Here is an 11,577-nt window from a genome sequence, read left to right as displayed (position 1 = left end):
ACTAAACTTCCGAAAAAGAATCAATGGTTACCCACTATTTTTGACGAATAACCAAAAAATGTCTTCTGCGATGGCATAAGTTTTTCCGGCACCACAATCAGCGGTCATGAGTATTTCCTGACCGTTCTTTGGAGCATCAGTAGCTTTACTATTTATAAGTTTATCTAAAAGCTGAGAGATCGCTGTCCTATCTTCTGATATATATTTATCATAGTTAATTATAATTTTGGGGATAGTATTAGAGTTGTTAAGCTGTAAATACATCGATTATTCCTCCTTTGTTATTTAGTCTTATTTAATTAATATGGGTGAAAAATTGAAGGAAATTAAACGACAGTACTTATAATTGTATTTAATCAGTTACAATCAAGAACAGGAAAGGAAGTTATAGGAGTTTAAAAAATAAATGTGGTGAGAATTTAATCTAACGTTACTCAAAGCTGTATCAAAAGTGATTAAGCTTAAGCGTAAAAGATTTAAAAATCCGAAGATAAAAAAGTCAATTGTTAGAATTAATATTAGGATAAACAGATGAAAATATATGAATATTGTCGGATAAGTACCCTGCAGTAGAATATAGAACGTCTGATTAGGAATATTAAAAAAGCTTATCCAGAAACTATAATCTTTATAGAAGCTAATACTAGAATAAAGAAGGATCACCCTGAATTAGAATTAAATAAAGCTTCTTAGAAATATTCAGGCAGACGATATGATAATATTTGGTAGTGTGTCAAGAATGAGCAGAGTATGATAGCTTTTACCTAGACAGAGAAGGGGGATAAGTGGTATATAAAGACAAAGCAGTCGCGGTAATTCAGATCAAAAAATATAGTCGAGATTTTGAAGACGTTTTAGTGGATAAGTTAAATAAATAGTTTTTTGTCAGAGTGGTTTTATGATATCTGTGGAAAGGAATTTATTATATATGATCAAATTCATGGATGCATCAATTGAAGATAAATACAAATGCAGGTTAAAACTTGCTTTTGGAAAGTATCAGATTGTTAATAATAGTGTGATTATCAACTTAGAAGATAAGGATGTAAGCATAGATGAAGGAGATAAAGAAGATCTTTCTATAGACTTTTCGGGTTGGGAACCATCATATAAAAATTTAAATAATTTGATTTTACACAATGATAGTTTGTTAACTGCTTTATCAAAATACAAAAAATATGGTTTGAAGAGAGGCATTTTTTTAAAAGACATATATTATAAGATGTATTGGAAAGATAGACCTGAAGAGATTGAGCGTTCAGAATGTGGTCGCAAATGGATTGATTATGAAAAAATGCTGAAAGACAACAATATAGTTTTTGACTGCTATAATCAATTTGGGATATGGTCTACTAGGTTAGATAACATTAATAATACTTTGAGCTCATCATTTCGTTATGGAGATCATCTTATGATTTTAAGACCTTTACCGCTATGTAAATATGCAGTATCTGATTTGGAGATAGTTGGAGATAAGTTTAAGACATTGTATCACGGAGAGATTAAAGATCCTGAAACTATAGCGGCCGTTATAAAGTATTCTGGTATAGATATCACAGATCAAATAAAAAAGGACCTCTAATGTACCGACCTCCAAAAGTTAGACCAAAAAATCTAACGATTGGAGGTCGGTATTTTTATGTCTAAATATTCTTTTGAATTCAAAAAGGAGGTTGTGCTTGCCTATCTCAATGGTGAAGGTGGTTATACCTATCTTAAGAATAAGTATGATATCATGATGATATTATTTAAAAACACGGTGTTGTTTCACCTAATATATATTTACCGTTGGCATAGACTAGGACTTGGTATTTTATAATCTTTCCAGTTTTTTTGCTGTGAACATTGAGATCCCCAAAATCAGCAGCGTCAAATATATATTCTTCCTCATCGGATACAGTTATTCCAGCCGTGTCATTTTTGTTGGCTGTTTTTGAAAGAGATGTTGATCTCTTGAGTATCTTTCGTCTGCCTACAAGTTCCTGAAAGTATTGTCTGGATTTGGGGTCCTGGGCGTTAAATACCGATATGTAAGCACATAAGTCCATGATTTCTCGTGCATGCGACTCTCCGTATCTTCCTTCGAGCTGGGCTATGGACTGCATTAATAGGAATAGTGATACTTTTTTTGATCGCAGAGTAGACATGGCTTGTGAAAGGATGTTGAAATCTAGATTGAGCTGAACTGCTTCATCTAGAAGAAATAGAATCGGCACTTCTTTTTGGTTAGAGGATACATCATTACGGCGCATGAAGGACATCAAGAAATTAGTGACGATTATAGCCATGGCTGGAGCATAGATAGAATATTTGTCTTGGGGAACGTCAATGACTATATCTCCGTAGTTAAGATCCTCAGGTGAGATACATTTTTCTCTACCGTCAAAAAGTACCTTGAGAGCTCCGGAGTTGAATGGTCTGATACATTTGCATAGATGGTTCCAAATGCCGGCAACATTCTTTTCATTGGATCCTTCGTATGAATTTGAGTATTCTGCGGCTATGGAACATTCGCTGTTTTTGATTTCGAGAGTTGTATCAAAGGCATTAGTGGCGAGAATCGTATCTACGATTTCTGGGAATTTTAGCTCTCCTTCACGTTCCCCTGTATCATGTAGATACAGGAGATATAATCCGATAGCACAGAAGTAATCACGCGCACCACCAACAAAATAGTTGCTGTTTTCGCCGGGCTCATCCGGACAAATAATGATGCTCATATTTTCGATAAAGGATCGTCGTTCAGTCAAATTCATTTTAGATACACCGGCAAGTGGATCATAATGATAAGAGCCTTCGGCTTTGTCGGGTGTGAATACCTTTATATTTTTTCGCTCGTTTTTGACGAAGTTAAGCAGGTCTCCTTTTATAGATATAGCAAAAACTCCGCAACCGCCTGGTTTTAAACTGGAATTGAATCGTTGGAAAGAAGTTGCGGCCTGAGTTGTTGACTTTCCTGATCCAGGTAGTCCGAAAGATATTAAATTACCGTTTGCGGAGCTATCTCTTTTGACTAGATGATAATCCCCGGCCTTGTCCTTGTATTTACAAAGGATAATCCCATCCGCATTGTGCCAGTCTTCGATGGGAAGAGAATCGACGACCATTTTATATCTATCGTTATTATTAAAGAAATTAACAAGCCATGTGTATGACTTGTTGAAGTTAGTATGATCTGAGTCATAGGATCTGCCTGTCAGCCAATTGTATCTCCTACTACGAAGGATTTTGAATGATGTGGTGATCCATGTGTAGAGAATGCCTATGTAGATAGCATATTTTGTCAGATTATATAATTTATCTTTCATAGGTATGTTTGTAATGTAAAGGATTAGGTGGAATATCAAGTCACGGAGAAGGAAAAGAATTATCCCCGTGATGATGATTTCCGGCAGTTGGTAAAACCGTACTGCGGTTATAAATCTATTTTTTTTCATAAAAAACCTCATTTTTTACATCTGGTGATAGATAATCACCAGATATTTTCTGTATTGATTGTGGTGTCTCGGCCCCAGCCTGAAGAATGTGTCCGTTCGCCCCAGTTGTCGGAACTATGGCCCCAGCTACGGTCAATTTCTGACTGTTGCCTATTCAGTTCGTGATGCTTTTCAGCTAATGCAATCTCAAGATTCTTCAACTGGTTATCTTTCATAGTGAGTTCTTCCTTTAGAGTTTGGATCTCAAGATTTTTTTCAGATAATAAATTTTCCAGATTTGTCAATTTCGAGTTCTTGTCTGCGTAGCTTTCTAGAAGAGATTTATCACCGGCCATTTCCTGAACTTTGTCCAGATGCAGTCCGGTTTTTAGTGTGAAATCTTTCAACGTTTTCACACTAAAATTAGTGCCACCAGTTTTTCCGGTGATAACAGATCCTGCAACTCCGTTATTGGAAAGATATCGTTGGAGATCCGGATGGAAATTTCTCAACTCAATCTTATTAAGTACATCATTAGCAGAGATTTTTTTATCATAGTAATCGGTCATCCTTGCATAGTTTTTCAGAGGTATCCGTTCACCGTTTTTATCAAGCTTAAATCGAAATCCATATTCGTATCTTCCGGATTCAAGCCTTACTGCGTTTTTGGTATTTATCGTTTTATACCGGACCTTATCGTGGTTTAGTGTAGTGACCGGACAGAATACTATGTGAATATGAGGAGATCCACCTTCATCGTAATGTACTACGTTGTTGATGATATTTTGGGACCCGTACCTGTTGGATACGAAATCAAAACATGCTTGAAAGAATGCTCTTTCTTTAACAGGATCACCGACGATTTCTTTGGGTGCGGTTATAACCCATCCGCACCCGGTTACAGCATCTTTTTCCCGTTTACTGCCTCTGCCATAAAGGTAATTTTCACCGACAAGCTGCTTGTAATATTTGTAGTCAGATAGACCACCATGATCCATTGTGAAAGAGTAGTTGAGCACGGAACGTGCCGGATCAATGTCCTTATTGGAATGATTCAAAATCGTTCGGTTATTGTGTCGGAGCATGTTGCACATAGCATCGTCTGTGAATTTTTCTTCACTGGCCATAGATTACCTCGTTAGATCATTCCATTAAGCTTCATGAGCCTTAAGTATCTGTTTATGGCAGCTAAGTCTACAATCGAACGTGCTTCTTTGAGCTTGCCTTCATAATTCAAGGAATACTCTTCTGCAAGTTCCTTCATTCTACGGAATCTTTTACCACCGTCTGCTATCGATTGAAAGAAGATGTTTTCGAGAGTATTAGGGAGATCGTTACCAGTGAAGGGAGTCTTATCTGAGAAAAAATAGGCCATGGCGAATGCATCAGCATCAATCTCTGAAGGATCATTTATGACATCCATCCCAGTAGCGTTATAGGAGTAGTATTTTCCCTTTTCATACTTTCTTTGCCAGACATGTCGGAGTTCATGAGCCATAGTAAAAACCAGTTCGGCATGAGTCGCATCCGAAAGGGTAGAAGTTCCAGTTTTAAACGATACCATTGGGATCTTCTGAGACAGGAAGATACGGTCTTGTTCATCGAGATAATATCCTCCGCTGTATCCTGCATCTTCAGGAAGTTTATCAGGAACGAAATTCTTTTGTATCATTACCATAGATTTTCCGACAGTGGAGTCAAAAGCCTCAAATGTACATGCTACAGATTCGATGTCAGGGCATTCGATATTGAGCATATCGAGGATGTTTTTTGTATGTTTATCTTCAGCCATAGGATGTTTCTTTATGATTGGTGTAATAGCAGCATTTTCCGCTTTTCTGTTCTTTAATTTTTCTAAAAGTTTAAACATTTTGTTCTCCTTATTTATAATGTTGAACGCCGTAAAAGGCGTTAGATAGTGTCGGCATCTGCCGGAATCTCGTGCACAAAGGTCGTCACTTTTCGGATATCATCCAGGCTCTTTCTGGATGCTTAAGCATCCAGAATTGCCCGGATAGATATCCTTCATCGTGTCTCCCAATGTGCTCTCATTTCCGTCATCTGCCATACAAGATATGTCAGATGGATATCGCTTACGCTCATCCTAATCTGACAACGCCCCTTTGGGCTCATCTTCGATGAGGTTGCTTCGCAACGCTTATCTTGCTCTTTTGGGGTAACTAGCCGTTCCCCCAGCGAGGCTTTCCCCCAGGCATAAGGGACTCTGTCCCTTACGATAGAAAAGAATAAATTATGAGCCCGGGCTCATAATTTTTCTTTCTGTCTATCCCTGATTGATTTGCTCGTAAATTCGCAAATCAAACGGGGCACATCCCCGTTTGTAAAAGAGCTAAAGATATGTTCGCGTTTCGCTCACTGTCTTTCGCTCTTTTACCCCCTGTTAGCTGTTCGCTTTACAGCTCACATCTCAGGGACTGGCTGTCCCTGCAATACAGCTCCTGTTGGAGCCGTATTACCCTGCTGTTTCATCGCTCGACGCTCTTCGTAGATGCGCTGCTTTTCGAGCATTTTATGGATTGTGTCTACATCGTAGCCAAACTCTGCTTTGCACGCTTTAATAAAGATTTTGTTGAGTGACTGCAAGCGTTCATTTTCTTTCTGGAGTTCTGTTACCAGATCTGAGATTGACTTTGTTTTACTCATAGTGTTTAGTCCTTTCCTTCAGTTTCTTTTTTTTTGATGATTTCCTTATCATCTGTGTTGGATTTTTATGAAATCTTTTCATTTTTACCTCCATGTTTTTTTGGATTACATAAATATTATGAAAGACTACTCATAGCTAAAGTTTTGTATTAACAGTTCTCGTGCCTTTGAGTTTTTGCTTTCATATATGTTATGGGTTTTATTTCTGTTAAAAAAAAATCTGCTGTATTAATTATGTTTAGAGTTTTTTGAATATAAGTTTTTTATATGCTGATTTTTTAAAGAATTCATATTTGAACCATTCCGACCGTCTACTTCCAGTAGGTTGGCGCCCGGCTCCCGCCCACTTGCCCCTGTAGCGGAGTTACTTAAAACGGGGCAGAACAAGGAAGGATTGGAAGAAAGTCGAAGCTGATGTCCTCTGCGTTATGGATTGATATGCGGGGCTCAACCTTGACCTGCCCGCTGCATAGCATCTGAACAGGTAGTTACAACATCATTTCCTCTGATTTTTGCAGTCCTCTATAGATCGAAGCTCTGTTTCATCCCGGACCTTTGCCCGGCCAAATCGAAAGGCGACCTCTGCAGAGGCTGTTTTCCTTCCTTCACGGATCGACTGCTACACGATGACCAATTATTTTTTGCGAATGATTTGCTACTAACATATTTATACCGTCCTTTCTTGTTAGTGATATGCACCTCGTTGCTTTTGGCAATGTACTCCGATGGTCTTGATGTACAAGGACAAGACATGTGCCTTGCGGCATCCTTGCGCATCAAGACCAGCGAAGTACAGGAATTGCCAGCAATCGAGCTACAAATTCACTCAAAGGAAAGGACGGTAATAATAATGTACGTAGATATCAAATCATCAGCTTACAACGCAAATAATAATGAGGTGCTCATCGAGGCAGTCGATCTTGACAGCATCTTACTTAACGATTGGAACCAGGATTTCGGAGAAGATGCAGAGGTCACCTTCCGATTTGACCTTACAAGCAAAGGTCAGAGGATCTATCTCTATAAACTTCTTCGCACACAGATAAAAGAGGACTGTAAAAATCTTGAAGAAATGGTGTTATCACTACCAAGTCACATCACCAATATCAGTTCTAATTTCTTGTACAAGGGTTGATCCCTTGTACATCTCTTATTTCTCGTCGGAGTATCAGCTTTGGCTTTTTGCGGCGGCCCCCAACACCCAGGCGCGAAAAACGTGCGCCTTGCCCGGTACGCACCCTCCATTGGAATTTATTTGAAAAATTATAGAAAATAAGAAAAAGGAATGAGGGGAGAAGATCGTACTCCTAATGAGCAATATATCCACCACCTTTGCCGCTAACTACCCTACAGCAGTCAATCCGACCGCATAAAGGATAAAACGGAGCTGCCTATCGGACAGCCCTTTACACGGACGTCTTGACTACTGTTCGACTGGTAGTGCGGCGCAGGGGCGCGGATATATAGATGCTCATTAGGAGGATAAAAAGATGAGAAGAAAAATGAATTTTGAAGAGTTTAAGAATGCAGTAATGAACAGTATCAAAAATTGGTTACCGGATACATTTGGATCATCTGAGGTAAGTGTTAGTGTTGTAACAAAGAATAATGACGTCAAGCTTACAGGTTTGTTAATCAAGAAGGTAGGTAGTGCAATGGCACCGATGATATATCTAGAGAGTTTTTATAAGGAATATGAAGGTGGTAAGGGGATGGAACAGATACTGCAAAAGATAGCGAAAGTACGTATGGATCATGATGACACAGATTTGGTAGATATGAATATGGTTTCGGAGTTATCTGGCTGTCAGGACAAGATTATGCCCCGGTTGATAGGTGGTAATTGGAACAAGGATATTCTTGAAAATAGACCACATGTGATGATATCAGATCTTGCAGTAACATTTGTAATCGATTTGGGAATGCATGAAGAAGGCTCAATGACGATACCTATCACGAATGAAATGTTAAAGATATGGGGTGCCTCATCAGAGGAATTGTACGCGATAGCTATAAAGAATCTTGAAGATTCAGAAGGGGTGTTCGTCACCATGTTTGAGATGTTAACGGGACTTATAGGCGATGCAGTACCTAAAGATATGATTCCTGAGGAGTCTTTATACGTGTTGACAAACGAGTCAAAAATATATGGTGCATCGATGCTGTTGAATAAAAAGCTGATGACAAAGGTAATAGAAAGGGTTGGAAAAGACTTTTATATTGTTCCAAGCAGTGTACATGAAGTTCTTATAGTTCCGAGGAATGACAAGATGAGGATATCTGATTTGGATTATTTGGTAAGGGATATAAACGAGAGTCAGGTAGATGTACCAGATCGACTTAGTGATCATATCTATAGATATACAGAAGAAGGACTTATTTCGGCCTAATGATATCATGCTGCGCTATCGGCCAATACGGGCATCATTTTGTTAGGAGTTGCTTATGAAGAATAATGAGATAATTAAGAAGGTTGCTATTGAAGTTTTTGGCGATGAGTCTGTTGAGCTGCATACTCTTAGTGGTTGGTCAGCCATGGTGGGCGATTTTGTTGTCAAGAGTGGTGAGCGTGGCATTGAATGTATGCTTTGGAGAAAGGATGGCGAGGGTTCGAACAATCAATTTTACTTGAGTAAATGTTATTTGTTTTCGAGAGAACAACTAGTTCTGCGTGAAAAAGATGCTTGACATGCCCGGAACCAGTGCTTGGGGCGGGAATTGCAGGAGGCATATGATATGTACCCGCCTCGGTGCAGTTGCTAGCACTGATTCTTACCCCATGTCAAGCGCTTTTTATGGCGCTATTTACATGATTTTTTTTGTTTTGGAGGGGAGTGATGACTGATGTCGTATAAGCTGTTTTAAATAATTTTATCATCAGCCAATGCCACCCTCATATATAAATGTAAAGAATCCATCTGAATCGGCATTATCAAGACACCAGATATACTCCCCAGAATAGCTGAAATATGCATTATCAGCAGGGTTGTCTAGAGCTTCAGTCACAGTTTTAACATGAACGCCGTCGTATTCCGTTACTGGCACATTTTTCTTAAAATAGATGCTGCCGTGGTAAGGTATTGTAATATCACCTTCATCAGTAGCAAATTCTCCGCTAGGACTATACAGCAAATCCTGGTTTTTGATTTCATAATACGTTCCGTGATCAATTAAATCTTCTTTTTTAAATGTAGCGCTGAACAGCTTGAACCTTGAAGATCCATAAGTATTGATCAGAGATTTATATTCCGGAACAAAGTTTTCGTTTATCCAGGCGCCGTTTGCATCCACTTTAAATCCATCAGGTGTTGTGGTGTTTGAAAGCATTGCTCCATCGGAACCGAGGTAATAATTACCTACCCATTCGTTAGTAGCCATGCTTCCGTCGCTATGGTAATAGTACCAAGATCCATTATCTTCCTTCCATTGGCCGGCAAATGCAGATGTGATTGAAACAATCGATACCATCGCAGCAAAGACTGTTCCCAATATAGCTTTTTTCATTTTTGTTTCCCTTTCCGTAAATTGATAAGTTTCAAAGCGAAGACATTATATTTTCTTTAAAGCTTCCAGGCAACTATAATTTCCAGAATCTACATCATTCATCTACTTTGGATTTATCGGAAAGGTATTCCGTGATTTAAATGGACATAATAGCTATTTTGAAAACTATAATTGCAATTTTTCTTATTACAAATTTTCACCCATGTTAAAGGTGTAAGGAGGTGATTTACTTGCAGGAACATGGAAATAAGTCAGAAGTTCCTATCTGGCATAAAGTAAACCTGACAATAATTGAAGCCGCTGAATACTCTAACATAGGAATAAACAGAATAGAAGAATTGCTAAAGCAACCAATATGCCCTTTTCTTCTTTATGTTGGCAGAAAGCGTCTTGCTAGAAGAACTGAATTTGAAGAGTATCTAGGCAATGCGGTAGGCTTGAAGATGAGCGGATTTTTGACCGTGTATTAAAGGTGTGTGTACCAATGAAGGTCGATCGTGAAAGCAGACGCGAAGAAATTGCAGATAAAAGACTTGGTTTTATTAGAATAATATTTGGAAGGGAGAGGTGATATGAATCTTGCTGTTGATAATGAGTATAGAGAGCCGGAAATGAATGCTGTTAGATATGAAGAGGAAAATAAAACAGGAACAAATATAGAGAGGGTTCCAATCCATAACAAGCTTGCGCTGACTATAAAAGAGGCGGCGGAGTATTCTAACATTGGTATAAACAGATTGGAGAATCTGCTTCGTTCACCACGGTGTCCATTTGTTTTATATGTAGGAAAGAAGAAGCTTGTAAAGAGGAGAGAATTTGAGAAGTTTATAGCAGCCAATATAGAGATATGAAGTAAACTCAAAACCAAGCGTCAGTTGCACAATCTTAAGAAAATGAAACTACATTGCAAAGAAGTCCCGATTAGTATATAATTTACTCGCTAATTTGGGGCTTCTTTAACTTAGAAAGGAGCCTGAATTGGGAAAAGATCTCAAGGGTAAAGAACTTGGAGAAGGAATTGTTCAACGTTCAAATGGTACATATCAGGCGAGATTTGTTGATAAATTCGGAAAACGTAGACAAAAGAAATCCAAGAAACTGCAAGAGGTGAGACAGTGGCTTGCTGATGCTTCATATATTGATGAACACAGTGATTTAGACCAGCCTACGGATATGATTGTAGATGCCTGGTTTGATTATTGGATAGGGATCAAGAAGCAGACAGTAAGACCTAACACGGTCAGAAACTATACTGAGAGATACGAACGCAATATTAGGTGTATTATTGGAAGCAAACTTCTAACAGAAGTGAAGCCTGTTCATTGCCAGAGAATATTCTCTAAAATGGCTGAGGAAGGATATAAGACTTCTACCATTTATCAGGCAAGAATCGCTCTTTTCAACATGCTTGAGTTCGCAAAAGAAAATGATGTCCTTCTTGCAAATCCCTGCAAGAAATCAGTAAAGAGCGATATGGGTAAACCTTCTGAGAAAAAAGAAGCCCTGACTATTGATGTTCAAAAGAAGTTCTTGGAGTCTGTTGTTGGATACAGCTACGAGAATCAGTATCGTTTTGTTTTACAGACCGGACTTCGTACCGGAGAGTTGATTGGCCTTAAGTGGGAAGATATTGACTTCGAGAATCGCACGATGAAGATTCAGAGGACGATGGAATATCGCTATAAGGTTGGAGAGTGGAGAGTGGGACCACCTAAGAGTAAATCAGGTTATCGCACCATTCCGCTAACAGATGAAGCTATCCGAATCCTAGAGAACCAGAAAGCAAAAAATAGAAGTTTGAAGGTCACACCGATTGAATGGAAGGATATAGTCTTTCTATGCAGAAAAGGTACACCAGTTAAAAATAGCACCTATGATACAGGGTTATTTAAGTACTGTGACCGTGTGGGTATTCCAAGATTCTCTATGCACGTACTTAGAAATCCAAACTTAAATAAAATCCAAACTTTCTGCCAAGATTCTACTCCTTATA

The 11,577-nt window shown here is 38.6% G+C and carries 13 protein-coding genes; 7 read left to right on the top strand and 6 right to left on the bottom strand.

Annotation, left to right across the window (positions count from 1 at the left end):
• Positions 1-27 precede the first annotated feature (27 nt).
• Complete coding sequence (locus BXO88_RS15730; protein WP_078038672.1) at positions 28-264, bottom strand: hypothetical protein; 237 nt, start codon at positions 262-264, stop codon at positions 28-30.
• Between the two features lie 664 nt (positions 265-928).
• Here BXO88_RS15730 and BXO88_RS15725 point away from each other — a divergent pair.
• Positions 929-1,582 (top strand): hypothetical protein, encoded by a 654-nt coding sequence (locus tag BXO88_RS15725; RefSeq protein WP_139355629.1) that lies wholly within the window; start codon positions 929-931, stop codon positions 1,580-1,582.
• Between the two features lie 166 nt (positions 1,583-1,748).
• Here the strand turns inward: BXO88_RS15725 and BXO88_RS15715 are convergent, their stop codons facing one another.
• The 4 genes from BXO88_RS15715 to BXO88_RS15700 all read right to left on the bottom strand — a co-directional run bounded on the left by BXO88_RS15715 (position 1,749) and on the right by BXO88_RS15700 (position 6,080).
• A complete protein-coding gene (locus BXO88_RS15715) occupies positions 1,749-3,437 on the bottom strand; it encodes a type IV secretory system conjugative DNA transfer family protein (RefSeq protein ID WP_168171750.1) in 1,689 nt (562 codons plus the stop codon).
• A gap of 35 nt (positions 3,438-3,472) precedes the next feature.
• Positions 3,473-4,543: a plasmid recombination protein gene (locus tag BXO88_RS15710; RefSeq protein WP_078038668.1), complete on the bottom strand. Its 1,071-nt coding sequence runs from the start codon at positions 4,541-4,543 to the stop codon at positions 3,473-3,475.
• An 11-nt stretch (positions 4,544-4,554) separates the two neighbouring features.
• Positions 4,555-5,286 carry a hypothetical protein gene (locus BXO88_RS15705; protein WP_078038667.1) on the bottom strand — a complete coding sequence of 244 codons (732 nt, stop codon included), beginning with the start codon at positions 5,284-5,286 and terminating at the stop codon, positions 4,555-4,557.
• 551 nt (positions 5,287-5,837) lie between these two features.
• On the bottom strand, positions 5,838-6,080 hold the full coding sequence (locus BXO88_RS15700) for a DUF6730 family protein (protein ID WP_078038666.1): 243 nt from the start codon (positions 6,078-6,080) through the stop codon (positions 5,838-5,840).
• An 850-nt stretch (positions 6,081-6,930) separates the two neighbouring features.
• Here BXO88_RS15700 and BXO88_RS15695 point away from each other — a divergent pair.
• The 3 genes from BXO88_RS15695 to BXO88_RS15685 all read left to right on the top strand — a co-directional run bounded on the left by BXO88_RS15695 (position 6,931) and on the right by BXO88_RS15685 (position 8,768).
• Positions 6,931-7,215, top strand: a complete 285-nt coding sequence (locus tag BXO88_RS15695; protein ID WP_078038665.1) for a hypothetical protein — start codon at positions 6,931-6,933, stop codon at positions 7,213-7,215.
• A 355-nt stretch (positions 7,216-7,570) separates the two neighbouring features.
• Positions 7,571-8,470 carry a DUF5688 family protein gene (locus BXO88_RS15690; protein WP_078038664.1) on the top strand — a complete coding sequence of 300 codons (900 nt, stop codon included), beginning with the start codon at positions 7,571-7,573 and terminating at the stop codon, positions 8,468-8,470.
• Between the two features lie 55 nt (positions 8,471-8,525).
• Positions 8,526-8,768 (top strand): hypothetical protein, encoded by a 243-nt coding sequence (locus BXO88_RS15685; protein WP_078038663.1) that lies wholly within the window; start codon positions 8,526-8,528, stop codon positions 8,766-8,768.
• Positions 8,769-8,957: 189 nt separating this feature from the next.
• On the opposite strand, the gene BXO88_RS16745 is transcribed toward BXO88_RS15685, so the two are convergent.
• Positions 8,958-9,584: a hypothetical protein gene (locus BXO88_RS16745; protein WP_206100006.1), complete on the bottom strand. Its 627-nt coding sequence runs from the start codon at positions 9,582-9,584 to the stop codon at positions 8,958-8,960.
• Positions 9,585-9,814: 230 nt separating this feature from the next.
• Between BXO88_RS16745 and BXO88_RS15675 the strand changes: the two genes are divergently transcribed.
• The 3 genes from BXO88_RS15675 to BXO88_RS15665 all read left to right on the top strand — a co-directional run.
• Positions 9,815-10,054, top strand: coding sequence for an excisionase (locus BXO88_RS15675; protein WP_078038662.1), 240 nt, complete (start codon positions 9,815-9,817; stop codon positions 10,052-10,054).
• Positions 10,055-10,156: 102 nt separating this feature from the next.
• Positions 10,157-10,435: an excisionase gene (locus tag BXO88_RS15670; protein ID WP_330395187.1), complete on the top strand. Its 279-nt coding sequence runs from the start codon at positions 10,157-10,159 to the stop codon at positions 10,433-10,435.
• A gap of 127 nt (positions 10,436-10,562) precedes the next feature.
• Positions 10,563-11,577: tyrosine-type recombinase/integrase (locus BXO88_RS15665; protein ID WP_139355628.1), on the top strand; the 1,015-nt coding region annotated here is incomplete at its 3' end.

This window comes from Oribacterium sp. C9, assembly GCF_002007235.1.
Taxonomy (GTDB): Bacteria; Bacillota; Clostridia; order Lachnospirales; family Lachnospiraceae; genus Oribacterium.
Note: the sequence above shows the minus strand (reverse complement) of the source record. Positions and strands in the feature narration are given on the sequence as shown.

What these genes read in the sequence shown, in the direction of transcription:
- BXO88_RS15730 (WP_078038672.1), bottom strand. Translation starts at nt 264, where the DNA reads ATGTATTTACAGCTTAACAACTCTAATACTATCCCCAAAATTATAATT.
- BXO88_RS15725 (WP_139355629.1), top strand. Translation starts at nt 929, where the DNA reads ATGATCAAATTCATGGATGCATCAATTGAAGATAAATACAAATGCAGG.
- BXO88_RS15715 (WP_168171750.1), bottom strand. Translation starts at nt 3,437, where the DNA reads ATGAAAAAAAATAGATTTATAACCGCAGTACGGTTTTACCAACTGCCG.
- BXO88_RS15710 (WP_078038668.1), bottom strand. Translation starts at nt 4,543, where the DNA reads ATGGCCAGTGAAGAAAAATTCACAGACGATGCTATGTGCAACATGCTC.
- BXO88_RS15705 (WP_078038667.1), bottom strand. Translation starts at nt 5,286, where the DNA reads ATGTTTAAACTTTTAGAAAAATTAAAGAACAGAAAAGCGGAAAATGCT.
- BXO88_RS15700 (WP_078038666.1), bottom strand. Translation starts at nt 6,080, where the DNA reads ATGAGTAAAACAAAGTCAATCTCAGATCTGGTAACAGAACTCCAGAAA.
- BXO88_RS15695 (WP_078038665.1), top strand. Translation starts at nt 6,931, where the DNA reads ATGTACGTAGATATCAAATCATCAGCTTACAACGCAAATAATAATGAG.
- BXO88_RS15690 (WP_078038664.1), top strand. Translation starts at nt 7,571, where the DNA reads ATGAGAAGAAAAATGAATTTTGAAGAGTTTAAGAATGCAGTAATGAAC.
- BXO88_RS15685 (WP_078038663.1), top strand. Translation starts at nt 8,526, where the DNA reads ATGAAGAATAATGAGATAATTAAGAAGGTTGCTATTGAAGTTTTTGGC.
- BXO88_RS16745 (WP_206100006.1), bottom strand. Translation starts at nt 9,584, where the DNA reads ATGAAAAAAGCTATATTGGGAACAGTCTTTGCTGCGATGGTATCGATT.
- BXO88_RS15670 (WP_330395187.1), top strand. Translation starts at nt 10,157, where the DNA reads ATGAATCTTGCTGTTGATAATGAGTATAGAGAGCCGGAAATGAATGCT.